Annotated in this window: 21 protein-coding genes and 1 other annotated feature; of the genes, 20 read left to right on the forward strand and 1 reads right to left on the reverse strand. The window is 40.7% G+C overall.

Features of this window, described 5'->3' with window-relative positions:
* Window positions 1-51 precede the first annotated feature (51 nt).
* From aroA to rplL, 18 genes are all read left to right on the forward strand, one after another.
* Window positions 52-1335, forward strand: coding sequence for a 3-phosphoshikimate 1-carboxyvinyltransferase (gene aroA / locus F9B91_RS04145; RefSeq protein ID WP_150922579.1), 1284 nt, complete (start codon window positions 52-54; stop codon window positions 1333-1335).
* A complete protein-coding gene (locus F9B91_RS04150) occupies window positions 1328-1804 on the forward strand; it encodes a shikimate kinase (protein WP_033684918.1) in 477 nt (158 codons plus the stop codon). Before aroA ends, F9B91_RS04150 begins: the two co-directional genes overlap by 8 nt.
* A complete protein-coding gene (gene pheA, locus F9B91_RS04155; protein WP_084888492.1) occupies window positions 1801-2649 on the forward strand; it encodes a prephenate dehydratase in 849 nt (282 codons plus the stop codon). The genes F9B91_RS04150 and pheA overlap by 4 nt, the downstream gene beginning before the upstream one ends.
* Window positions 2646-3956 carry an LCP family protein gene (locus F9B91_RS04160; protein ID WP_150922580.1) on the forward strand — a complete coding sequence of 437 codons (1311 nt, stop codon included), beginning with the start codon at window positions 2646-2648 and terminating at the stop codon, window positions 3954-3956. Before pheA ends, F9B91_RS04160 begins: the two co-directional genes overlap by 4 nt.
* Before the next feature lie 125 nt (window positions 3957-4081).
* A complete protein-coding gene (locus F9B91_RS04165; RefSeq protein WP_150922581.1) occupies window positions 4082-4927 on the forward strand; it encodes a LicD family protein in 846 nt (281 codons plus the stop codon).
* A complete protein-coding gene (locus F9B91_RS04170; protein WP_150922582.1) occupies window positions 4917-6020 on the forward strand; it encodes a glycosyltransferase in 1104 nt (367 codons plus the stop codon). Before F9B91_RS04165 ends, F9B91_RS04170 begins: the two co-directional genes overlap by 11 nt.
* 1 nt (window position 6021) lies before the next feature.
* Complete coding sequence (locus F9B91_RS04175) at window positions 6022-7008, forward strand: glycosyltransferase family 2 protein (RefSeq protein ID WP_150922583.1); 987 nt, start codon at window positions 6022-6024, stop codon at window positions 7006-7008.
* Window positions 7009-7023: 15 nt separating this feature from the next.
* Window positions 7024-8493, forward strand: a complete 1470-nt coding sequence (locus F9B91_RS04180; protein WP_150922584.1) for an O-antigen polysaccharide polymerase Wzy family protein — start codon at window positions 7024-7026, stop codon at window positions 8491-8493.
* Complete coding sequence (locus F9B91_RS04185; protein WP_024056232.1) at window positions 8486-9520, forward strand: hypothetical protein; 1035 nt, start codon at window positions 8486-8488, stop codon at window positions 9518-9520. Before F9B91_RS04180 ends, F9B91_RS04185 begins: the two co-directional genes overlap by 8 nt.
* 200 nt (window positions 9521-9720) lie before the next feature.
* Window positions 9721-10458, forward strand: a complete 738-nt coding sequence (gene mecA, locus F9B91_RS04190; RefSeq protein WP_049552484.1) for an adaptor protein MecA — start codon at window positions 9721-9723, stop codon at window positions 10456-10458.
* A 151-nt stretch (window positions 10459-10609) separates the two neighbouring features.
* A complete protein-coding gene (locus F9B91_RS04195; protein WP_004257316.1) occupies window positions 10610-11896 on the forward strand; it encodes a homoserine dehydrogenase in 1287 nt (428 codons plus the stop codon).
* A gap of 1 nt (window position 11897) precedes the next feature.
* Complete coding sequence (gene thrB, locus F9B91_RS04200) at window positions 11898-12767, forward strand: homoserine kinase (RefSeq protein WP_045606091.1); 870 nt, start codon at window positions 11898-11900, stop codon at window positions 12765-12767.
* A gap of 97 nt (window positions 12768-12864) precedes the next feature.
* Entirely contained in the window at window positions 12865-13803 is a 939-nt protein-coding gene (msrB, locus tag F9B91_RS04205; protein ID WP_150922585.1) for a peptide-methionine (R)-S-oxide reductase MsrB, read from the forward strand.
* Between the two features lie 60 nt (window positions 13804-13863).
* On the forward strand, window positions 13864-15588 hold the full coding sequence (locus F9B91_RS04210) for an ABC transporter ATP-binding protein (protein WP_150922586.1): 1725 nt from the start codon (window positions 13864-13866) through the stop codon (window positions 15586-15588).
* A 1-nt stretch (window position 15589) separates the two neighbouring features.
* Window positions 15590-17338, forward strand: coding sequence for an ABC transporter ATP-binding protein (locus F9B91_RS04215; RefSeq protein ID WP_150922587.1), 1749 nt, complete (start codon window positions 15590-15592; stop codon window positions 17336-17338).
* A gap of 304 nt (window positions 17339-17642) precedes the next feature.
* Complete coding sequence (locus tag F9B91_RS04225; RefSeq protein ID WP_150922588.1) at window positions 17643-18902, forward strand: TRZ/ATZ family protein; 1260 nt, start codon at window positions 17643-17645, stop codon at window positions 18900-18902.
* 77 nt (window positions 18903-18979) lie between these two features.
* Window positions 18980-19115 (forward strand) — a sequence feature (ribosomal protein L10 leader region).
* A 38-nt stretch (window positions 19116-19153) separates the two neighbouring features.
* On the forward strand, window positions 19154-19654 hold the full coding sequence (gene rplJ, locus F9B91_RS04235; protein ID WP_001287277.1) for a 50S ribosomal protein L10: 501 nt from the start codon (window positions 19154-19156) through the stop codon (window positions 19652-19654).
* Between the two features lie 71 nt (window positions 19655-19725).
* Window positions 19726-20094, forward strand: a complete 369-nt coding sequence (gene rplL / locus F9B91_RS04240; RefSeq protein ID WP_001196965.1) for a 50S ribosomal protein L7/L12 — start codon at window positions 19726-19728, stop codon at window positions 20092-20094.
* 174 nt (window positions 20095-20268) lie between these two features.
* Here the strand turns inward: rplL and gdhA are convergent, their stop codons facing one another.
* Complete coding sequence (gene gdhA / locus F9B91_RS04245) at window positions 20269-21615, reverse strand: NADP-specific glutamate dehydrogenase (protein ID WP_000199532.1); 1347 nt, start codon at window positions 21613-21615, stop codon at window positions 20269-20271.
* A 228-nt stretch (window positions 21616-21843) separates the two neighbouring features.
* On the opposite strand from gdhA, the gene F9B91_RS04250 reads away from it, so the two are divergent.
* On the forward strand, window positions 21844-22779 hold the full coding sequence (locus tag F9B91_RS04250) for a dihydroorotate oxidase (RefSeq protein WP_150922589.1): 936 nt from the start codon (window positions 21844-21846) through the stop codon (window positions 22777-22779).
* Between the two features lie 33 nt (window positions 22780-22812).
* A complete protein-coding gene (holA, locus tag F9B91_RS04255; protein ID WP_045611321.1) occupies window positions 22813-23850 on the forward strand; it encodes a DNA polymerase III subunit delta in 1038 nt (345 codons plus the stop codon).
* Window positions 23851-24176 lie beyond the last annotated feature (326 nt).

Below are 24176 nucleotides of genomic sequence, written 5' to 3' on the forward strand. Positions count from 1 at the left end.
CTGGCTTTTTATGATAAAATAGGTAAAAGTATTGCAAGTATGAGGTCCAGTATGAAACTAAAAACAAACATTAGCCACTTACACGGCAGTATCCGAGTTCCAGGTGACAAATCTATCAGTCACCGTTCCATTATTTTTGGAAGCTTGGCTGAGGGTGAAACTAAGGTTTATGATATCTTGCGTGGTGAAGATGTCTTGTCAACCATGCAGGTATTTCGTGACCTCGGCGTAGAGATTGAGGATAAGGACGGTGTCGTTACTATTCAAGGTGTTGGGATGGATGGATTGAAAACACCTCAGAAAGCCCTGGATATGGGGAATTCTGGGACATCTATTCGTTTAATTTCAGGCGTTCTTGCTGGTGCAGACTTTGAAGTAGAGATGTTTGGAGATGATAGTCTTTCCAAACGTCCTATGGATCGTGTGACTATTCCACTGAAAAAAATGGGCGTTAGTATTTCAGGTCAAGCTGAGCGAGACCTGCCTCCCCTTCATTTAAAAGGGACGAAAAACCTAAAACCTATTCATTATGAGTTGCCAATTGCTTCTGCCCAAGTTAAGTCAGCCTTGATTTTTGCGGCCTTGCAGGCTCAGGGGGAGTCTGTAATTATCGAAAAAGAGTGCACTCGTAATCATACTGAAGATATGCTGCAACAATTTGGTGGTCATTTAAGTGTGGATGGTAAGAAAATCACAGTCCAAGGGCCTCAAAAACTGACTGGACAAAAGGTAATTGTTCCAGGAGATATTTCCAGTGCAGCCTTTTGGCTAGTCGCAGGTTTGATTGTTCCAAATTCTCGTGTAGTGCTGAAGAATGTGGGTATTAACGAAACGCGTACAGGTATCATTGATGTCATTCGCGCCATGGGTGGGAAACTAGAAATAACTGAAATTGATCCAGTTGCTAAATCTGCTACCTTGACTGTTGAGTCTTCTGACTTGAAAGGAACAGAGATTGGTGGCGCTTTGATTCCACGCTTGATTGATGAATTGCCAGTTATCGCTCTACTTGCGACCCAAGCTCAAGGTGTAACAGTTATTAAGGATGCTGAGGAACTTAAAGTCAAAGAAACAGACCGCATTCAGGTTGTGGCAGACGCCTTGAATAGTATGGGAGCAGATATTACTCCTACGGCAGATGGGATGATTATCAAAGGGAAATCAGCCCTTCACGGTGCTAGAGTCAATACTTTTGGTGACCACCGTATCGGCATGATGACAGCCATCGCAGCCCTCTTGGTTGCAGATGGAGAGGTGGAGCTTGACCGTGCAGAAGCCATCAATACCAGCTATCCTAGCTTCTTTGATGATTTGGAGAGCTTGATTCATGGCTAAGGTATTACTAGGATTTATGGGGGCTGGCAAATCGACTATTGCAAGAGGCTTGGACCCAGATTATCTCGATATGGATGCTCTGATAGAGAAGCGCTTAGGCATGTCCATTGCGGAATTTTTCTCGGAAAAGGGAGAAGCGACCTTTCGACAGGTGGAGTCAGAGGTTTTAACAGACTTACTAAAAACGGACCGAGTTGTGTCAACTGGTGGAGGAGTGGTTGTTTCTCAGAGAAATCGTGACTTACTCAAGACTAATGCAGATAATATCTACCTGAAAGCTGATTTTGAAACCCTCTACCACCGTATCGCAGCTGATAAGGACAATCAGCGTCCGCTTTTTCTAAATAATAGCAAGGAAGAACTTGCAGCTATTTTCCAAGAAAGACAGGCTTGGTATGAGGAAGTGGCTAGTCGGATTTTGGATGTGACCAAGTTAAGCCCAGAGGAAATTATAGAGGAACTGAGATGAAAATTGCTTACCTAGGTCCCAAGGGATCATTTTCACACCACGTTGTGCAGACAGCTTTTCCTTATGAGGAATTGCAGGCCTTTGCCAATATTACAGATGTCATCAAGGCCTATGAGCAAGGATTGGTGGACTATTCTGTGGTGCCAGTTGAAAATTCTATCGAGGGTAGTGTTCATGAAACCTTAGACTACCTTTTTCATCAGGCTCGCATCCAAGCAGTAGCAGAAATCGTTCAGCCTATTCATCAGCAGTTGATGGTGGTTCCAGGCCATACTAAGATTGAAAAGATTTTTTCTCATCCACAGGCCTTGGCTCAAGGAAAGAAATTCATCGATGAACAGTATCCAGAAGCCCAAATCGAGGTAACAGCTAGTACAGCTTATGCGGCCCGTTTTATTTCCGAACATCCAGACCAGCCCTTTGCAGCAATTGCACCTAGAAGTTCTGCTGAAGAATATGGCTTGGAACTGATTGCCGAGGATATTCAGGAAATGGAAGCCAATTTCACACGTTTCTGGGTTTTGGGAGCTGAAAAGCCTAGTATTCCATTGAAAGCACAAACTGAGAAAATGAGTTTGGCCTTGACCTTACCTGACAACCTTCCAGGTGCCCTTTATAAGGCTCTATCGACCTTTGCTTGGCGAGGAATTGACCTAACAAAAATTGAAAGTCGACCACTCAAGACAGCACTGGGAGAATACTTTTTCATTATCGATGTGGACTATGCCGATAAGAATCTGGTCCACTTTGCCCAAAAAGAATTAGAAGCGATTGGAATCCAGTATAAAGTTCTGGGTGCCTATCCCATTTATCCAATATCAGACCATGGAAAGGAGAGAAGATGAGCAAAGAAAATCCCTTAAGCCATCACGAGCAGTTGCGTTATGACTATCTTTTTAAGAACATTCATTACCTCAATGAGCGAGAGAAAAAAGAGTTTGCATACCTGCAAGGTAAGTTAAATATGGCTAGCAGTAGTAAAGCTTCTCCAGAAATTTATAATGAAAATTACGATATGGAAGAGTCTTTCATGGAACCAGTCAATCAGTCTCCTCTTCCATCCTATGGTAACCGTAGTCGTGCAAAAAAATACCAGAAAAGTCATCCTCTTCCAAAGGTTAAGTCCAAAAAACGTAAGATTCGTTGGGGGCGCATTTTTGCAGGATTGCTTGCTCTTCTAGCCTGTGTCGGTTTTGGCATGATTTTTATGTTCCTAAAAGGCTATTCAAATGCTGATCCAAATAAACCTGCCAATGCTAAGGCAGCTCAAGTAGAAGTTTTTCATGGTCAAGATACCAAGGATGGGGTTAATATTTTGATTATGGGGACGGATGGACGGATTGGCCAAAATAGTGCTGAGACGAGAACGGACTCTATTATGGTACTAAATGTTGGTGGTTCAGATAAGAAAATTAAGCTGGTCAGCTTCATGCGTGATAATTTGGTTTATATAGACGGTTATAGCCAAGTCATTAACGGTAGAAAGCAATCCGATAATAAGTTGAATGTGGCCTATGAACTAGGGGAACAAGAAGGCCAAAAAGGGGCAGAAATGGTTCGCCAAGTATTGAAAGATAATTTTGACTTGGACATTAAATATTACGCTTTGGTAGATTTCCAGGCCTTCGCAACCGCTATTGACACTCTATTTCCTGATGGTGTGACGATTGATGCCAAATTCTCAACCTTAGAAGGTCAACCTTTAACCGAAGCTACAGTCGGAGATGATTTACATGCTACGGAAACAGAGTCACCAACCCAGACTATCAAAGTTGGGAAACAGCAGATGAACGGTTCGACCTTGCTAAATTATGCTCGCTTCCGTGATGATGACGAAGGTGATTATGGTCGTACCAAGAGACAACAGCAAGTATTGACAGCTGTTCTGCAACAACTCAAGGATCCAACCAAACTCTTTACTGGATCAGAAGCACTTGGTAAGGTCTTTGGCATGACCTCTACGAATGTTCCGTATAGTTTCCTACTGACCAATGGCTTATCCTTCCTAGATGGAGCACAAAATGGCATTGAGAGATTAACAGTTCCAGAACTAGGTGATTGGGTCGATGCCTATGATGTCTATGGAGGACAGGCACTCTTAGTAGACCAAAATAAATATCAAACCAAGCTCGCTCAAATGGGAATGAGATAAGTTAAGACAGAAAAATCAAAGTTTGAAGGCTATGTATATAGCAGTCAGGCTTTGATTTTTTACAGTCTGCAATAGATTTTCATCCCTTATTTGTGGTATAATGGAACGATACGATAGAAAGAATAATGAACAATATGACTGATTTAAAAGCAATTCAGGCACGAAGTCTGGAGATGGCTGAATATTTTGTGGCCTTTTGTAAAGAACATGATTTGCTCTGTTATCTCTGTGGAGGAGGTGCTATTGGTGCCCTTCGAAACAAGGGCTTTATTCCGTGGGATGACGACCTAGACTTTTTTATGCCTCGTAAAGATTATGAGAAATTAGCAGAATTATGGCCTCGCTATGCAGATGAGCGTTATTTCTTGTCAAAGAGTCACAAGGATTTTGTCGATCGCAATCTTTTTATTACCATTCGTGACAAGGAAACCACCTGTATCAAGCCTTACCAGCAGGATTTGGATTTGCCACATGGTTTGGCCTTGGATGTGTTGCCTTTGGATTATTATCCGAAAAATCCAGCTGAGCGAAAGAAGCAGGTTCGCTGGGCACTGATTTATTCACTCTTTTGTGCGCAAACTATTCCAGAAAAGCATGGCGCACTTATGAAATGGGGAAGTTGCATTTTACTCGGTTTGACGCCAAAATCACTCCGTTATCGCATTTGGAAAAAAGCTGAAAAAGAAATGACCAAGTACAGTCTGGCTGAGAGCGATGGAATCACGGAGTTATGCTCAGGGCCTGGCTACATGAGAAATAAGTACCAAATCGCATCTTTTGAAGATAATCTCTTCTTGCCATTTGAAGAGACAGAGATGCCCATTCCAGTTGGATATGATGCCTATCTAAGCACTGCTTTTGGAGACTACATGACACCTCCACCAGCAGATAAGCAGCTACCACATCATGATGCTGTCATCGCTGATATGGATAAGTCTTATACAGAATACAAGGGAGAATATGGTGGCTAAGAAAAAAATATTATTTTTTATGTGGTCTTTTTCTCTCGGGGGTGGCGCAGAGAAGATTCTATCTACCATTGTTTCAAATCTAGATTCAGAAAAGTATGATATTGATATTCTTGAAATGGAACATTTTGATAAGGGATACGAATCTGTTCCCAAGCATGTACGCATTTTAAAATCCCTTCAGGATTATCGCCAATCCAGATGGATTCGAGCTCTTTTGTGGAGAATGAGAATTTATTTTCCAAGATTGACACGTCGTTTACTGGTGAAAGATGACTATGATGTTGAAGTTTCCTTTACCATTATGAATCCTCCACTTTTGTTCTCTAAAAGAAAAGAAGTCAAGAAAATCTCTTGGATTCATGGAAGTATCGAAGAATTTATTAAGGATAGCTCCAAAAGAGAATCACACAGACGCCAGTTGGATGCTGCGGATACAATTGTAGGAATTTCGAATAAAACCAGCAATTCTATCAAGGAAGTCTATCCAGATTATGCTTCGAAATTACAGACGGTCTACAATGGATATGATTTTAAGACTATTTTAGAAAAATCTCAAGAGAAGATCGATATCGAGATTGAGCCTCAAAGTATCTGTACCATTGGACGGATTGAGGAAAATAAGGGTTCTGACCGTGTGGTGGAAGTGATACGACTATTACACCAAAAAGGAAAAAACTACCACCTTTACTTTATAGGTGCTGGTGATATGGAAGAGGAACTGAAAAAACGGGTCAAAGAGTATGAACTTGAGGACTATGTTCATTTCCTTGGTTATCAAAAAAATCCTTATCAGTATTTATCTCAGACGAAAGTTCTCTTGTCTATGTCTAAACAAGAAGGGTTTCCTGGAGTGTATGTGGAAGCCTTGAGTCTGGGACTTCCTTTTGTCTCTACGGATGTTGGAGGGGCTGAGGAATTATCCCAAGAAGGACAATTTGGACAAATCATTGAGAGCAATCAAGAGGCAACTCAGGCAATTACGAACTACATGGCCTCTGCCTCAAACTTCGATGCCAATGAGGCTAGCCAATTCATTCAACAATTCACAATTGCCAAACAAATCGAACAAATAGAAAAACTATTAGAGGAGTAGCATGGAAACTGCATTAATTAGTGTCATTTTGCCAGTCTATAATGTGGCGCAGTACCTAGAAAAATCGATAGCTTCCATCCAGAAGCAGACCTATCAGAATCTGGAAATCATTCTTGTGGATGATGGAGCAACGGATGAAAGTGGTCGCTTGTGTGATTCAATCGCTGAACTAGATGATAGGATGTCAGTGCTTCATAAAAAGAATGAAGGTTTGTCACAAGCACGAAATGATGGAATGAAGCAGGCTCATGGGGATTATCTGATTTTTATTGACTCAGATGATTATATCCATCCAGAAATGATTCAGAGTTTATATGAGCAATTAATTCAAGAAGATGCAGATGTTTCGAGCTGTGGTGTCATGAATGTCTATGCTAATGATGAAAGCCCACAGTCAGCCAACCAGGATGACTATTTTGTCTGTGATTCTCAAACATTTCTAAAGGAATACCTCATAGGTGAAAAAATACCTGGAACGATCTGCAATAAGCTAATCAAGAGAGAGATTGCAACTGCCCTATCCTTTCCGAAGGGATTGATTTACGAAGATGCTTATTATCATTTTGATTTAATCAAGTTGGCTAAGAAGTACGTTGTTAATACCAAACCCTATTATTACTATTTTCATAGAGGGGATAGTATTACGACTAAACCCTATGCAGAGAAGGATTTAGCCTATATTGATATCTACCAAAAGTTTTACAATGAAGTTGTGAAAAACTATCCTGAGTTGAAAGAGGTTGCTTTTTTCAGATTGGCCTATGCCTACTTTTTTATTCTGGATAAGATGTTACTAGATGATCAGTATAAACAATTTGAAGCCTATTCTCAGATTCATCGTTTTTTAAAAGGCCATGCCTTTGCTATTGCTAGGAATCCAATTTTCCGTAAGGGGAGAAGAATTAGTGCTTTGGCTCTATTCATAAATATTTCCTTATACCGATTCTTATTACTAAAAAATATTGAAAAATCTAAAAAATTACATTAGAATGGGGGTGAGCAAGTGATTGATGGAAAACGATTATTATTTAGTTTGACCATAGTCAGTTATGCCTTGACGCTAGTAAGTGGAATTGTGTATCTGTTTAATAATAACAATGTTAGCTTGCTTTCTACTTTATTGTTCTTACTGGTTAGTAGCTTAATTGCTTGTTGGAATGATATCAAGTATTACTTAATCCATTTTATTTTCTTTTTAACTATTTTTGTATTTCTGGTATCAAGGCCGACCATTGATTATTTTAGAGATGGCGCTTTGGATACCTATCATCCCATAGCCTATCGTTTTGCCTTTATAGTTGTCATGGTTTCGATATTGGGATTGACCACAGGGGGGCTCCTAGCTCGCTATTTTATAGCTAGAAAGAAAATACAAGTATCGAAGATAGAAAGTTCTCTAAAAGAGGTTTACATCAAGCGGTTGCGCTTTGTATCGCTAGGAGTTTTTCTTCTAACCTATCCTTTCTATTTTATTCGCTTATTTGAACGACTCCTGTATCGCTTGCAGACTTCCTACTACGCCTACTATGCAAACTTTGAAAGTAAACTGCCTTATTTTACCTATATCTTATCAACATTTACGGTCTATGCAATGTGTATGTATTTGGCAACCAAGCCAAAGAAATTGCAGGCAACAGCAGTGCTTGTCTCCTTTATTGCAGCTAATACTATTCATTTGGCAATCGGGACACGAAATCCCTTTATTTTAAGTATTTTATTTGCTTTTGTTTATTACTTTATGCGGGAGCAAACTGAAAAGGGAAAATGGATTGGGTTTAAAGAGAAGTTAGCGATTTTTGTAGGTTCTCCTATTCTCATGTTAGCGATGGGAATACTCAATTATGTACGGGATAATGTCCAGGTTTCCCATACAGGTTTCTGGGATATCCTGCTTGACTTTATCTATAAACAAGGAACCAGTTTTGGTGTTTTGGCTCGAGGCTTTCTATTTAACAGTAGCCTCCCTTACCGAGATTTACGCAATTTTACTTTTGGTCCTGTTATTGATTATTTTGCAAGGGGGAGTTTGGGGGCCATTTTCGGAGGAAAAGCCTTTGAGCATACAACCAATAGTGTAGAGCTAGCTATCGATAGTAATAGTTATGCCCACAATCTATCCTATCTTGTTTTGAATAAGGAATATTTGAAAGGACATGGTATCGGAAGTAGTTATATTATGGAGTTGTATACAGACTATGGTATGATAGGAGTCTTTCTACTTAGTCTCTTACTCGGTATGCTATTTATAGCCATGTTGCAAGTAGCCTACCGCTCAAGAACAATTCTATTTGCCTTGTCCCTACTCATCTTGAATAATCTATTCTTTATGCCAAGAAGTAGCTTTTCAGAAAGTTTCTTCAATTTATTTACAATGCAATTCTGGGGAATTGTTCTTGTGATTCTATTCGTAGCAAAAATGCTTACAAAAGAGAACCAGTATCTACTAAACAAAGGAGAAAAAAATCATGTTTGAACATTATTCAGTAGCTGATTTGTTTGCAAATCTTTATAAAAAACGAAAAGCAAATATTCTAGCTCTCATCGCTTTATTTGCTCTCATTGCTGTACCATTTACAATTAAAGCAGTTAAGAATAAAAACACTGTCAAAGACACAACAAGTTATTCAACTTATATTAGCTATAAAATCACCCCTCCAGAAGATTCAGCTAAAACGATTTTGAATCATCAAATTGGTGGTTATAGTGATTTCTACGGAAAATTGATTGATGGGAATTTGAATGGAGCTTATCTTTTCAATGATGTAGAGCCGAGTGAGTTGAAAAAAATTGCCAGTGAATTGGATACGACAGAGACAACCTTGAAAAATTCTACAAGTGACTATTGGTGGAAAAAATTGACCGTCTACTATATGATTGACGATGCAGGGGTTGGTGTGAAAATTTTGACACCAAGTAAAGATGCTAATGACTTGTTGGAGCGAAAAATTGATGGATTGATTGAGAAATTTAAACACACTTATGCAAATGTAAAAATTGAAAAATTGGAAACCATCAACTCTAAAGAATTGAATGCAAATGGTGAGACAGCGCTTGGATTGAATGTGAAGAATTTGATTCTCCGTTTAGCTGTTATTGGAGTAGTCTGTGTGATTTTGGTTGTGATGGGAAATGTATTGGTTTATCTCTTTAATCCAACAATCAATAGAGCAGGTGATTTTTCTCAATATCAAATTGATTTTGTAACAGAGATCACAACAATTGCCAACCTAGCAGATGTCTTGTCATACAAAAATGCTGGACAAGAATTAACAATCGTTAGCTCAAACAAAGCTATCCTAGATAAATTGAAACAAAATCAAGAGACTTTAAAAGGAATGCATTTTGTAGATTTACAAGATGTGCCATCTCTTTTAGAAAGAGATACAGTCCTTCTTGTTGAAGAATACGGAGTGACTCGTTATAAGAAATTTGAGCAAAGTCTTCAAATTCTCAGAAACTTAAATCGTTCTATCCTCGGTGTAGCAACCTTTAAACTATAAGCTTTCTGATGTATTAGGTCTTCAAAGTTGGCTAAGAGCCGATTTTGAAGGCTTTTTCTATTTTTCTGCAGAAATTTTCTTTTAGAGTCTTCTACAGAAGTTACCCTAGGGAAAATCTATCCCGACAGAGGAGCCTTCTTTTGATAAAATCGTAAAAATCTAGTATAATAGATAGAACTGAAAGTATGAGGTTACTAGCAATGAAAATGAAACAAATCAGTGATACAACTTTAAAAATCACGATGTCTTTAGAAGATTTGATGGATCGAGGAATGGAGATTGCTGACTTTCTCGTTCCTCAAGAAAAAACAGAAGAGTTCTTTTATGCCATCTTGGATGAGTTAGAGATGCCTGAGAGCTTTTTGGATACAGGCATGTTGAGCTTCCGTGTGACTCCAAAACCTGATAAGGTAGATGTCTTTGTAACCAAATCAAAGATTGACCAAAATCTAGATTTTGAAGACTTATCGGATTTACCAGATATGGAAGAATTAGCCCAAATGTCGCCAGATGAATTTATCAAAACCTTGGAAAAAAGCATCGCAGACAAAACCAAGGATGATATAGAAGCCATTCAATCTCTAGAGCAAGTCGAAGCCAAGGAAGAAGAGCAAGAGCAGGCTGAACAAGAAGTTGAAAGCAAGAAAGAGCCTTACATCTATTACATCCTTTCTTTTGCTAAGTTGGCTGACTTGGTGTCTTTTGCTAAGACAGTGACTTTTGAGATGGAAACTTCTGAACTCTACAAGATGAACGAGCGCTATTATTTGACCATTTTAGTGGATATTGAAAATCATCCAAGTCCATATCCAGCTTGGCTGTTGGCTCGTATGCGTGAGTTTGCGGACGATAGTGATATCAGTCGTTCAGTTTTGCAAGAGTATGGCCAAGTCTTGATGAATCACGATGCAGTGCTTAATCTGCAAAAGATTGGATAATCATTTCTGGAAAGCTATTTCTAGATTTTAAGAAGAGCGAATCGTTTGATTCGTTTTTTCTTTTCTAGACTGAAATAGTGATTTACTATAATAGGAATTTTCACAAAATTCTGTTATAATGGCTATATTAGAAAATTTCGAGGAGACAAACATGACAGTTAAAATTGCTTTACTAGGATTTGGTACCGTTGCAAGTGGTGTGCCTTTCCTCCTAAAGGAAAATGGAGAAAAAATCAATCAATCAGCACATTCAGAGATTGAAGTTGCCAAGGTGTTGGTCAAGGATGAAGATGAAAAGAATCGCTTGCTTGCAGCAGGGAATGACTTTAACTTTGTAACCAATGTGGATGACATTTTGTCAGATCAAGACATTACGATCGTAGTGGAATTGATGGGGCGTATCGAACCTGCTAAAACCTTTATCACTCGTGCCTTGGAAGCTGGAAAACACGTTGTTACTGCTAACAAGGACCTTTTGGCTGTCCATGGTGCAGAATTGTTAGAAATCGCTAAAGCTAACAAGGTAGCACTTTACTACGAAGCAGCAGTAGCTGGTGGGATTCCAATTCTTCGTACCTTGGCAAATTCCTTGGCTTCTGATAAAATCACGCGCGTGCTTGGAGTAGTCAACGGAACTTCTAACTTCATGATGACCAAGATGGTGGAAGAAGGCTGGTCTTACGATGATGCTCTTGCGGAAGCGCAACGTCTAGGATTTGCAGAAAGCGACCCGACAAATGACGTAGATGGGATTGATGCAGCCTACAAGATGGTGATTTTGAGCCAATTTGCCTTTGGCATGAAGGTTGCCTTTGATGATGTAGCTCACAAGGGAATTCGTAACATCACACCAGAAGACGTAGCTGTAGCCCAAGACTTGGGTTATGTAGTGAAATTGGTTGGTTCTATCGAGGAAACTTCTTCAGGAATTGCTGCAGAAGTGACTCCAACCTTCCTTCCTAAAGCGCATCCACTTGCCAGTGTAAATGGGGTAATGAACGCTGTCTTTGTAGAATCTATCGGTATCGGTGAGTCTATGTACTACGGACCAGGTGCTGGTCAAAAACCAACTGCAACAAGTGTTGTGGCGGATATTGTCCGTATCGTTCGTCGCCTGAATGATGGAACCATTGGCAAAGACTTCAACGAATATAGCCGTGACTTGGTCTTGGCAAATCCTGAAGATGTTAAAGCAAATTACTACTTCTCAATCTTGGCTCCAGACTCAAAAGGTCAGGTCTTGAAGTTGGCTGAAATCTTTAATGCCCAAGATATTTCCTTCAAGCAAATCCTTCAAGATGGAAAAGAAGGTGACAAGGCGCGTGTCGTGATCATCACACACAAGATTAATAAAGCCCAGCTTGAAAATGTCTCAGCTGAATTGAAGAAGGTTTCAGAATTCGACCTCTTGAATACCTTCAAGGTGCTAGGAGAATAAGATGAAGATTATTGTACCTGCAACCAGTGCCAATATCGGGCCAGGTTTTGACTCGGTCGGTGTAGCTGTAACCAAGTATCTTCAAATTGAGGTCTGCGAAGAACGAGAAGAGTGGTTGATTGAACACCAGATTGGCAAATGGATTCCTCATGACGAGCGTAATCTCTTACTAAAAATTGCTTTACAAATTGTACCAGACTTGCAACCAAGACGCTTGAAAATGACCAGTGATGTTCCCTTGGCGCGTGGTTTGGGTTCTTCTAGCTCGGTTATCGTTGCTGGGATTGAACTAGCTAACCAACTGGGGAATCTCAACTTATCTGACCATGAAAAATTGCAGTTAGCGACAAAGATTGAAGGGCATCCTGACAATGTGGCTCCAGCCATTTATGGTAATCTCGTTATTGCAAGTTCCGTTGAAGGGCAAGTTTCTGCTATCGTAGCAGACTTCCCAGAGTGTGATTTCCTAGCCTACATTCCAAACTATGAATTGCGTACTCGAGACAGCCGTGGCGTCTTGCCTAAGAAATTGTCTTACAAGGAAGCTGTTGCGGCTAGTTCTATCGCCAATGTGGCGGTTGCAGCCTTGTTGGCAGGAGACATGGTGACCGCTGGGCAAGCAATCGAGGGCGACCTCTTCCACGAGCGCTATCGTCAGGACTTGGTGAGAGAATTTGCAACGATTAAGCAAGTAGCCAAAGAAAATGGTGCCTATGCAACCTACCTTTCTGGTGCTGGGCCGACAGTTATGGTTTTGGCTTCTCATGACAAGATGCCAACGATTAAGGCAGAATTGGAAAAGCAACCTTTCAAAGGAAAACTTCATGGCTTGAAAGTTGATACCCAAGGTGTCCGTGTCGAAGCAAAATAAAGAATAGATGATAGGATGGGGAAACTCTTGACCTGAGGGCTTCCTATCTTTTTTTGAAAAGAAGTCTAGTTACAAACTTGATAAAGGAGAAATAAAGATGGCAGAAATTTATCTAGCAGGTGGTTGTTTTTGGGGTCTAGAGGAATATTTTTCCCGAATTTCTGGCGTATTAGCAACCAGTGTTGGCTACGCTAATGGACAAGTTGAAACGACCAATTACCAGTTGCTAAAGGAAACAGACCATGCAGAAACGGTTCAAGTGATTTACGATGAGAAGGAAGTGTCACTTAGAGAGATTTTACTTTATTATTTCCGAGTCATCGATCCCTTGTCAATCAATCAACAAGGGAATGACCGTGGTCGCCAATATCGAACTGGGATTTATTACCAGGATGAATCAGACCTACCTGCTATCTACACAGTGGTGCAGGAGCAGGAGCGCATGCTTGGTCGAAAGATTGCAGTAGAGGTGGAGAAACTTCGCCACTACATTCTTGCTGAAGATTACCACCAAGACTATCTTAAGAAGAATCCTTCAGGTTACTGTCATATCGATGTGACCGATGCTGAGAAGCCATTGATTGATGCAGCAAACTATGAAAAGCCTAGTCAAGATGTGTTAAAGGGCAGTTTATCTGAAGAATCCTATCGTGTTACCCAAGAAGCTGCCACAGAGGCTCCATTTACCAATGCCTATGACCAAACCTTTGAAGAGGGAATTTATGTAGATATTACGACAGGTGAGCCACTCTTTTTTGCCAAGGATAAGTTTGCCTCAGGTTGTGGTTGGCCAAGTTTTAGCCGTCCGATTTCCAAGGAATTGATTCATTATTACAAGGATCTCAGTCATGGAATGGAGCGAATTGAGGTTCGTTCTCGGTCGGGGAATGCTCACTTGGGCCATGTTTTCACAGATGGACCGCGTGAGTTTGGTGGCCTCCGTTACTGTATCAATTCTGCTTCCTTGCGCTTTGTGGCCAAGGATGAGATGGAAGAAGCAGGGTATGGCTATCTACTACCTTACTTAAACAAATAAATCAGAGAGGGTGGGTGCTTCCCACTTTCTTCATTTCTAGAAAATGAATAGAAGGGATCTATGAAACACCTATTATCTTACTTTAAACCCTACATCAAGGAATCCATTTTAGCCCCCTTGTTCAAACTACTAGAAGCTGTTTTTGAACTCTTGGTTCCCATGGTGATTGCTGGGATTGTTGACCAATCCTTGCCCCAGAAAAATCAAGGTCATCTCTGGATGCAGATTGGCCTACTCCTTATCTTTGCAGTGATTGGCGTTGTAGTGGCCTTGATAGCCCAGTTTTACTCAGCTAAGGCTGCTGTTGGATTTGCCAAAGGACTGACAGATGACCTTTATCGTCATATTCTATCTTTACCTAAGGACAGTAGAGACCGTTTGACAACCTCTAGCTTGGTCACTCGCTTGACTTCGGACACTTACCAGATTCAGACTGGTATCAATCAATTCCTGCGTCTCTTTTTACGAGCGCCTATTATCGTTTTTGGAGCCATTTTTATGGCCTATCGAATCTCATCTGAACTGACTTTCTGGTTCTTAGTCATGGTTGTCATTTTGACAATCGTCATTGTAGGGCTCTCTCGATTGGTTAACCCTCTCTACAGCAGTCTCAGAAAGAAAACGGACCAACTGGTTCAGGAAACGCGCCAGCAATTACAAGGCATGCGGGTCATTCGTGCTTTTGGTCAAGAAAAACGAGAGTTACAGATTTTTCAAACCCTTAACCAAGTCTATGCTAGATTGCAAGAAAAGACGGGTTTCTGGTCTAGTTTATTAACCCCTCTGACCTATCTGATTGTGAATGGAACCCTCCTCGTTATCATTTGGCAGGGCTATATTTCAATTCAAGGAGGTTTACTCAGTCAGGGTGCCCTGATTGCCCTTATCAACTATCTCTTACAAATTTTGGTGGAATTGGTTAAGCTCGCCATGCTGATCAATTCTCTTAACCAGTCCTATATCTCAGCCAAGCGAATCGAGGAAGTCTTTTCTGAAGCTCCAGAGGATATCCATTCAGAATTAGAGAAAAAGCAAGTTACCAGCAATCAGGTTTTACAAGTTCAAGAACTGACCTTTACCTATCCTGATGCGGCCCAGCCTTCTCTGAGAGACATTTCCTTTGATATGAAGCAAGGGCAAATCCTTGGTATTATTGGGGGAACGGGTTCTGGTAAATCAAGTTTGGTGCAACTCATTCTTGGACTTTATCCAGCAGACAAGGGGAGCATTGACCTTTATCGAGATGGACGTAGTCCTCTTAATTTGGAGCAGTGGCGGTCATGGATTGCCTATGTGCCCCAAAAAGTCGAACTTTTTAAGGGAACTATTCGTTCCAACTTGACTCTAGGTTTCAATCACGAAGTAACGGACCAAGAACTTTGGCATGCCTTGGAAATTGCTCAAGCCAAGGATTTTGTCAGTGAAAAGGAAGGACTTTTGGATGCTCCAGTTGAGGCAGGAGGACGAAATTTCTCAGGTGGTCAAAAACAAAGACTGTCTATCGCTCGAGCAGTCTTGCGCCAGACTCCGTTTCTCATCCTAGATGATGCAACTTCGGCGCTGGACACCATTACCGAGTCTAGACTCTTGAAAGCTATTCGAGAAAATTTGCCAAATACGAGCTTAATCTTGATTTCTCAAAGAACGTCGACACTTCAGATGGCTGACCAGATTCTCCTCTTGGAAAAAGGTGAGCTCCTAGCTATCGGCAAGCACGAGGACTTGATGAAGACTAGTCAAGTCTATCGCGAAATCAATGCATCCCAACATGGAAAGGAGGGCTAGCATGAGACGACAAACTGCAAACCAGACTCTCAAACGTTTGGCAAAAGATTTAGCAAGCCATCCCTTCCTCCTTTTCCTAGCCTTCCTAGGAACTATTGCCCAAGTTGGCTTATCAATTTATCTTCCTATCTTGATTGGTCAGGTCATCGACCAAGTCCTAGTGACTGGCTCTTCACCAGTTTTTTGGCAGATTTTCCTACAGATGATTTTGGTAGTCATAGGAAATACACTGGTACAATGGATAAATCCTCTTATTTATAATCGCCTAATCTTCTCTTATACCAGAGACTTGCGAGAGCAAATCATCCATAAGCTCCATCGGTTACCGATTGCTTTTGTTGATCAGCAAGGAAGTGGAGAGATGGTCAGTCGTGTGACCACAGACATCGAACAGTTGGCAGCTGGCTTGACAATGATTTTTAACCAATTTTTTATTGGCGTCTTAATGATTTTGGTTAGTATTTTGGCCATGCTTCAAATTCATCTTCTCATGACTCTCTTAGTCTTGCTGTTGACGCCACTGTCTATGGTAATCTCACGCTTTATTGCCAAACGCTCCTATCATCTCTTCCAAAAGCAAACAGAGACAAGGGGGATTCAGACACAATTAATTGAAGAATCGTTGAGCCAGCAGACCATTATCCAGTCCTTTAATGCTCAAGAAGATTTTATCCAAAGACTGCGTCAGGCTAATGACAACTACGCAGGCTATTCGCAGTCGGCCATATTTTACTCTTCAACGGTTAATCCTTCGACTCGCTTTGTAAATGCGCTTATTTATGCCCTTCTAGCTGGAGTGGGAGCTTATCGTATCATGATAGGCTCTACCTTGACCATTGGACGCTTAGTGACTTTTTTGAACTATGTTCAACAGTACACCAAGCCTTTTAACGATATTTCTTCAGTGCTAGCTGAGTTGCAAAGTGCTCTCGCTTGTGCAGAGCGTGTTTATGGAGTCTTAGAGAGTCCTGAGGTAGCTGAAAGTGGTAAGGAAGAGTTGACCAGTGACCAAGTTAAGGGAGCTATTTCTTTTAGACATGTCTCTTTTGGCTATCATCCTGAAAAGATTTTGATTAAGGATTTATCTATTGATATTCCAGCTGGTAGTAAGGTAGCCATCGTTGGTCCGACAGGTGCTGGCAAGTCAACTCTTATCAATCTCCTCATGCGTTTTTATCCCATTAACTCTGGAGCTATCTTGCTGGATGGTCGTTCCATTTATGACTATAGTCGTGCCTCTTTACGCCAGCAGTTTGGCATGGTGCTACAGGAAACCTGGCTCAAGCAAGGGACCATTCATGACAATATTGCCTTCGGCAATCCTGATGCTAGTCGGGAGCAAGTGATTGCTGCTGCCAAAGCAGCCAATGCGGACTTTTTCATCCAACAGTTGCCACAAGGATATGATACCAAGTTGGAAAATGCAGGAGAATCTCTCTCTGTCGGTCAAGCACAGCTCTTGACAATTGCCCGAGTCTTTCTGGCTATTCCAAAGATTCTTATCTTAGACGAGGCGACTTCTTCCATTGATACGCGGACAGAAGTGCTGGTTCAGGATGCCTTTGCAAAACTCATGAAGGGGCGTACAAGCTTTATCATTGCCCACCGCTTGTCTACCATTCAGGATGCGGATCTGATTCTTGTCTTGGTGGATGGTGACATCGTGGAGCATGGTAATCATCAGGATCTCATGGCTCGAAAGGGCAAGTATTACCATATGCAGCAAGCTGCCGCTTTTAGCTCTGAATAATCCATTCTCTTTTGAAAGTTTATGGACGAAAAAAGTTGCCTTCGGGTGACTTTTTTGTTACAATAGCTAGAAAAATTATTCACTGTAATACTCAATGAAAATCAAAGAGCAAACTAGGAAGTTAGCCGCAGGTTGCTCAAAGCACTGCTTTGAGGTTGTAGATAAGGTTGACGAAGTCAGCTCAAAACACTGTTTTGAGGTTGTAGATAAGACTGACGAAGTCAGTAACCATATATCTACGGCAAGATGAATCTGAAGTGGTTTGAATTTGAGTATAAATTGTCTTTTAGAAAAGGAGCCTAGAATGAAAGTCTATCAGCATGTAAATATCGTGACTTGTGATCAAGATTTCCATGTTTATCTGAATGGAATCTTAGCAGTTAAGGATTCTCAAATCGTCTATGTTGGTCAAGAGAAGTCAGAGATTTTAGAGCAAGCTGAGCAGATTATAGACTATCAGGGAGCCTGGATTATGCCTGGTTTGGTTAATTGCCACACACATTCTGCTATGACAGGATTGAGAGGAATCCGAGATGATAGCAATCTCCATGAATGGCTCAATGATTATATCTGGCCTGCAGAAGCAGGATTTACTCCCGACATGACAACAAGAGCGGTTAAAGAAGCTATGATAGAAATGCTCCAGTCGGGAACAACAACCTTCAACGATATGTATAATACCAATGGTGTGGATATTGAGCGGATTTATCAGGCAGTGAAAACTTCCAAGATGCGTTGTTATTTCTCACCGACTCTTTTTTCTTCGGAGACAGAGACAACTGCTGAAACTATAAGCAGAACTCGAGCAATCATTGAGGAAATTATTGGATATAAAAATCCAAATTTCAAGGTGATGGTAGCCCCACATTCTCCCTACAGCTGTGATAGAGACTTGCTGGAAACGAGCTTAGATATGGCGAAAGAGCTTGCTATTCCAATCCATATCCATGTGGCGGAGACCAAGGAGGAATCAGGCATTATCCTGAAACGCTACGGCAAACGCCCCTTAGCCTTTCTAGAAGAACTGGGGTATTTAGATCATCCGTCTGTCTTTGCTCACGGGGTCGAATTAAACGAGAGAGAAATTGAACGCTTGGCAACTTCTCAAGTGTCTATTGCCCACAATCCTATCAGTAACCTCAAACTGGCATCAGGAATTGCTCCAATCATCCAACTTCAAAAAGCAGGAGTGGCTGTGGGAATTGCGACAGATTCGGTTGCCTCCAATAACAATCTAGATATGTTTGAGGAAGGACGGACTGCAGCCCTTCTTCAGAAGATGAAAAGTGAGGATGCCAACCAATTTCCAATCGAAACAGCCCTCAAGGCACTGACAATCGAAGGGGCCAAGGTCCTTGGAATGGAAAATCAGATAGGAAGTCTGGAAGTTGGCAAGAAAGCAGATTTTCTGGTCATCCAACCACAAGGGAAAATCCATCTTCAACCTCAGGCAAATATGCTCTCTCACCTGGTTTATGCTGTTAAATCCAGTGATGTTGATGATGTCTATATCGGCGGAGAACAGGTTGTTAAGCAAGGTCAAGTCTTAACAGTAGAACTTTAAAAGAAAAATCACGAAAAAATTTTTAAAAAAAGTTTGCAAAAATCTTGCATTCTTTTTTTGACTATGCTATACTTATATACGGTTTGAAAAAACTGCCTAAGACAGTAGGGGAGCTCGACTCATAAGGATCCTACCGAGGACAAAACGTATCATGTAAAAAGAAGCGTATTGTACTTTCGTGTCTAGGTTTGGGCGCGTTTTTCTTTTGGAAAAATTCCCCAAGCAAAATAATAACGGAGGTGAACACACTAATGAGTGAAGCAATTATTGCTAAAAAAGCGGAACTAGTTGACGTAGTAGCTGAAAAAATGAAAGCTGCTGCATCTATCGTCGTTGTAGACGCTCGTGGTTTGACAGTTGAGCAAGATACAGTTCTTCGTCGTGAGCTTCGTGGAAGCGAAGTTGAGTACAAAGTGATTAAAAACTCAATCTTGCGTCGTGCAGCTGAAAAAGCTGGTCTTGAAGACCTTGCATCTGTATTTGTTGGACCATCTGCAGTAGCATTTTCTAACGAAGATGTTATCGCACCAGCGAAAATCTTGAACGACTTTTCTAAAAACGCTGAAGCACTTGAAATCAAAGGTGGTGCAATCGAAGGCGCTGTCGCATCTAAAGAAGAGATTCTTGCACTTGCAACTCTTCCAAACCGCGAAGGACTTCTTTCTATGCTCCTTTCTGTACTTCAAGCGCCAGTGCGCAACGTTGCTCTTGCAGTCAAAGCGGTTGCAGACAACAAAGAAGACGCAGCTTAATCTTAAGCTACGCAGCGTAGCCTAGCTACAAAAAATATTATAAATTTAAAACATATTTGGAGGAAATAACAATGGCATTGAACATTGAAAACATTATTGCTGAAATTAAAGAAGCTTCAATCCTTGAATTGAACGACCTTGTAAAAGCTATCGAAGAAGAATTTGGTGTAACTGCAGCTGCTCCTGTAGCTGTTGCTGCAGCTGGTGCTGCTGACGCTGGTGCTGCTAAAGATTCATTCGACGTTGAATTGACATCTGCAGGCGACAAAAAAGTTGGCGTTATCAAAGTTGTACGTGAAATCACAGGTCTTGGACTTAAAGAAGCTAAAGAACTTGTTGACGGTGCACCAGCACTTGTTAAAGAAGGCGTTGCAACTGCAGAAGCTGAAGAAATCAAAGCTAAATTGGAAGAAGCTGGAGCTTCAGTTACTCTTAAATAATAGAGCGACTACATTAGTAGCTTAAAAACATGATTAAACCGCTATTCTTAGGAGTAGCGGTTTTTCTTTTTGTTCAAGAAGGGGCAAAAAAGGGGGCGAGTAAGTAATTTTCCAACTTTTTAATTCAAGCTAAAAATCCCCAATCGAAGCGATTGAGGATTAAGCAAATGAATCTTAAACAATACCTTGTGCAATCATAGCGTTTGCTACATTTTCAAAGGCAGCAATGTTAGCTCCTGCAAGGTAGTCTTTATCAAGACCGTATGTTTCTGAAGTCGTTTTAGCTGTGTTGAAGATGTTTGTCATGATGTCTTTGAGACGGCCATCAACTTCTTCACGAGTCCATGAAAGGCGAAGACTGTTTTGGCTCATTTCAAGGGCTGAAACGGCTACACCACCGGCATTGGCTGCTTTAGCAGGTCCGTAGAAGATTCCATTTTCTTTGTAAACTTTGATGGCATCAAGGTCGCTTGGCATGTTGGCACCTTCAGATACACAGATAACGCCTTGAGCAACCAAACGTTTAGCTGCTTCACCGTTGATTTCGTTTTGAGTCGCACATGGAAGCGCAATGTCATAGTTTCCAGCGTAAGTCCATACAGAACCTTCGTGATATGTTGCAGTTGCTTTTTCAGCAGCATACTCAGTCAAACGAGCGCGACGTTTTTCTTTAACATCAACCAATAGATCGAAGTCGATACCATTTTCATCGATGACATAACCATTTGAGTCAGATACAGAGATAACAGTTGCACCAAGTTCAGTTGCTTTTTGAAGCGCGTATTGAGCAACGTTACCAGAACCTGAAATGACCACTTTCTTACCAGCAAAGCTATTACCGTTAGCTTTGAGCATTTCTTCAGTGTAGTAAACCAAACCGTAACCAGTTGCTTCTGGACGAATCAAGCTACCACCAAACCCAAGAGGTTTACCAGTCAAGACACCAGCATCAAATTGGTTAAGACGTTTGTATTGACCGTAAAGGTAACCAATTTCGCGTCCACCTACACCGATATCACCAGCAGGTACGTCAAGTGATGGTCCGATGTGTTTTTGCAATTCAGTCATGAAGCTTTGGCAGAAGCGCATCACTTCAGCATCTGTTTTACCTTTAGGATCGAAGTCTGATCCACCTTTACCTCCACCGATTGGAAGTCCAGTCAAAACGTTTTTAAAGATTTGTTCAAATCCGAGGAATTTCAAAATCCCTTGGTTTACAGTTGGGTGGAAACGAAGTCCGCCTTTGTATGGTCCAACAGCTGAGTTGAATTGAACACGGTAACCGCGGTTTACTTGAACTTTTCCATCACGGTCAACCCAAGGAACACGGAAAGAAATCACGCGCTCTGGTTCAGTAATACGTGCCAAGATATTTTCTTCGATATACTCAGGGTGTTTTTCAAATACAGGTTCTAAAGTGTTGAAAAATTCTTCAACAGCTTGGAGGAATTCAGCCTCGTGCCCGTTACGAGCTTTTACAGTTTCAAACACGCTTTGGATATATTCTTTAGCAGATGTCATATCGTTCTCCTTAAATTCTAATTTAATTATGTGTGTCATTATAGCAGAATTTTTTTTAACTGTAAAGAGAAAAAACAAAAATTTTCTAAAAATTCTATCAATTTAGTTTTGAGACTTTTTGAAAATAGATAAAAAACGAACCTTTTTCTTGTAAATATCTTTCTCAAAGAGAAAATCTGAAAATATGGTATAATATTAGCAATAAAAGGAATCTGGAGGATTAGAATCATGGTATCAACGAAAACACAAATTGCTGGTTTTGAGTTTGACAATTGTTTGATGAATGCAGCAGGTGTGGCTTGTATGACGATAGAGGAGTTAGAGGGCGTTAAAAACTCAGCGGCAGGAACCTTTGTCACGAAGACAGCGACCTTGGACTTTCGTCAGGGAAATCCTGAGCCACGCTATCAAGATGTTCCCCTTGGTTCTATCAACTCTATGGGATTACCGAATAATGGCTTAGATTATTATTTGGACTATCTTTTGGATCTGCAGGAAAAAGAGCCGAACCGGACTTTCTTCTTATCTCTAGTTGGCATGTCTCCAGAGGAAACCCATACTATCTTGAAAAAAGTCCAAGAGAGTGAGTTTCGTGGTCTGACTGAGCTAAATCTTTCCTGTCCAAATGTTCCAGGTAAACCTCAGATTGCCTATGATTTTGAGACAACAGACCGGATTTTGGCAGAGGTATTTGCCTACTTCACCAAACCTCTTGGAATTAAATTGCCACCATATTTTGATATTGTTCATTTTGACCAAGCGGCAGCTATTTTTAACAAGTACCCACTCAAGTTTATCAACTGTGTTAACTCTATCGGAAACGGCCTTTATATAGAAGATGAGTCTGTCGTTATTCGTCCTAAAAATGGTTTCGGTGGCATCGGTGGAGAGTATATCAAACCGACTGCTCTTGCTAATGTTCACGCATTTTATCAACGCTTAAACCCTCAAATCCAAATCATCGGAACAGGTGGCGTGTTGACTGGTCGTGATGCCTTTGAACATATCCTCTGTGGAGCAAGTATGGTGCAGGTGGGAACCACTCTTCACAAAGAAGGAGTCAGTGCTTTTGACCGCATTACCAATGAACTGAAAGTAATCATGGCGGAAAAAGGGTACGAAAGCCTAGAAGATTTCCGTGGGAAATTGCGCTATATTGACTAAATTAAATCGAAAAATCAGAAGAAAGGAGAGAAGATGCTAGCCATTGAAGAAAGTCAAAAACTGACTCTAGCAAATCTACCGAACCTGAGCCTTTTTACAGGGACAGACCAGGGTCAGTTTGAAGTTATGAAGAGTCAAGTATTGAAACAGATTGGTTATGATTCTGCTGACCTCAACTTTGCCTACTTTGATATGAAAGAAGTAGTTTACAAAGATGTAGAACTGGAGTTGGTCAGCCTTCCTTTCTTTGCTGATGAGAAAATCGTGATATTGGATCATTTTGTCGATATCACAACAGCCAAGAAACGCTTTTTAACAGATGATGAACTCAAGTCGTTTGAGGAATACCTTGATAACCCTTCACCAACAACCAAGTTGTTAATCTTTGCAGAAGGAAAACTGGATAGTAAAAGACGGCTGGTAAAATTACTTAAGCGTGATGCCAAGGTCTTTGATGCAGTAGAAGCAAAAGAACAAGAATTGCGCCAGTATTTCCAAAAGTGGAGCCAGAAACAAGGTCTGCAGTTTGCCAATCATTCTTTTGAAAATCTTCTCGTCAAGTCGGGTTTTCAATTTAGCGAAGTCCAGAAAAATCTCCTCTTTTTACAGTCCTATAAGGAAGACTCTGTTATCGAGGAAGAGGATATTGTCAATGCTATTCCCAAGACCTTGCAGGACAATATTTTTGATTTAACTCAGTTTATTCTGACTAAAAAGATGGACCAGGCGCGCGATTTGGTTAGAGACTTGACCTTGCAAGGTGAAGATGAAATTAAACTGATTGCAGTTATGCTGGGACAATTTCGGACTTTTACTCAGGTGAAAATCTTGGCGGAGTCTGGACAAGCAGAATCTCAGATTGCAAGTAGTCTAGGAAGTTTTCTCGGACGCAATCCAAATCCCTATCAGATTAAGTTTGCGCTGAGAGATTCAAGAGGACTTTCCTTGAGCTTTTTGAAGCAAGCTATTTCTTATTTGATTGAGACAGACTATCAGATTAAAACAGGTCTTTATGAAAAGAGTTTCCTTTTTGAAAAGGCACTCTTACAGATTGCTTGTCAGGTAAATTGATATTTTTTTGAAACTAAAACCCGTGTCAAGATTATCTTGTCATGGGTTTCTTGCTGATTTGCTTATTTTATACTCAATGAAAATCAAAGAGCAAACTAGGAAACTAGCCGCAGGTTGCTCAAAGCACTGCTTTGAGGTTGTAGATAAGACTGACGAAGTCAGTTACATATATCTACGGCAAGGCGACGTTGACGCAGTTTGAAGAAATTTTCGAAGAGTATTATTAGAAAGTATTTCAGTGATTTCCTTATCTATAAGCAAAAAACTTGAAAAAAGTGAATGTTTGCGTTATCATTTTCATATAGAAAGAAAAAGAGGTATTACAG

Origin of the sequence: Streptococcus mitis, from assembly GCF_008763935.1 — a bacterium.
GTDB classification, from domain to species: Bacteria; Bacillota; Bacilli; order Lactobacillales; family Streptococcaceae; genus Streptococcus; species Streptococcus mitis_DB.

Excerpts from the sequence above, each read along its gene's own strand:
- pheA (WP_084888492.1), top strand. The coding sequence starts at position 1,801 with ATGAAAATTGCTTACCTAGGTCCCAAGGGATCATTTTCACACCACGTT.
- rplJ (WP_001287277.1), top strand. The coding sequence starts at position 19,154 with ATGAGTGAAGCAATTATTGCTAAAAAAGCGGAACTAGTTGACGTAGTA.
- F9B91_RS04175 (WP_150922583.1), top strand. The coding sequence starts at position 6,022 with ATGGAAACTGCATTAATTAGTGTCATTTTGCCAGTCTATAATGTGGCG.
- msrB (WP_150922585.1), top strand. The coding sequence starts at position 12,865 with ATGGCAGAAATTTATCTAGCAGGTGGTTGTTTTTGGGGTCTAGAGGAA.
- F9B91_RS04185 (WP_024056232.1), top strand. The coding sequence starts at position 8,486 with ATGTTTGAACATTATTCAGTAGCTGATTTGTTTGCAAATCTTTATAAA.
- mecA (WP_049552484.1), top strand. The coding sequence starts at position 9,721 with ATGAAAATGAAACAAATCAGTGATACAACTTTAAAAATCACGATGTCT.
- aroA (WP_150922579.1), top strand. The coding sequence starts at position 52 with ATGAAACTAAAAACAAACATTAGCCACTTACACGGCAGTATCCGAGTT.
- F9B91_RS04215 (WP_150922587.1), top strand. The coding sequence starts at position 15,590 with ATGAGACGACAAACTGCAAACCAGACTCTCAAACGTTTGGCAAAAGAT.
- F9B91_RS04210 (WP_150922586.1), top strand. The coding sequence starts at position 13,864 with ATGAAACACCTATTATCTTACTTTAAACCCTACATCAAGGAATCCATT.
- F9B91_RS04170 (WP_150922582.1), top strand. The coding sequence starts at position 4,917 with ATGGTGGCTAAGAAAAAAATATTATTTTTTATGTGGTCTTTTTCTCTC.
- gdhA (WP_000199532.1), bottom strand. The coding sequence starts at position 21,615 with ATGACATCTGCTAAAGAATATATCCAAAGCGTGTTTGAAACTGTAAAA.
- F9B91_RS04195 (WP_004257316.1), top strand. The coding sequence starts at position 10,610 with ATGACAGTTAAAATTGCTTTACTAGGATTTGGTACCGTTGCAAGTGGT.
- rplL (WP_001196965.1), top strand. The coding sequence starts at position 19,726 with ATGGCATTGAACATTGAAAACATTATTGCTGAAATTAAAGAAGCTTCA.
- thrB (WP_045606091.1), top strand. The coding sequence starts at position 11,898 with ATGAAGATTATTGTACCTGCAACCAGTGCCAATATCGGGCCAGGTTTT.
- F9B91_RS04150 (WP_033684918.1), top strand. The coding sequence starts at position 1,328 with ATGGCTAAGGTATTACTAGGATTTATGGGGGCTGGCAAATCGACTATT.
- F9B91_RS04225 (WP_150922588.1), top strand. The coding sequence starts at position 17,643 with ATGAAAGTCTATCAGCATGTAAATATCGTGACTTGTGATCAAGATTTC.
- F9B91_RS04165 (WP_150922581.1), top strand. The coding sequence starts at position 4,082 with ATGAACAATATGACTGATTTAAAAGCAATTCAGGCACGAAGTCTGGAG.
- holA (WP_045611321.1), top strand. The coding sequence starts at position 22,813 with ATGCTAGCCATTGAAGAAAGTCAAAAACTGACTCTAGCAAATCTACCG.
- F9B91_RS04250 (WP_150922589.1), top strand. The coding sequence starts at position 21,844 with ATGGTATCAACGAAAACACAAATTGCTGGTTTTGAGTTTGACAATTGT.
- F9B91_RS04160 (WP_150922580.1), top strand. The coding sequence starts at position 2,646 with ATGAGCAAAGAAAATCCCTTAAGCCATCACGAGCAGTTGCGTTATGAC.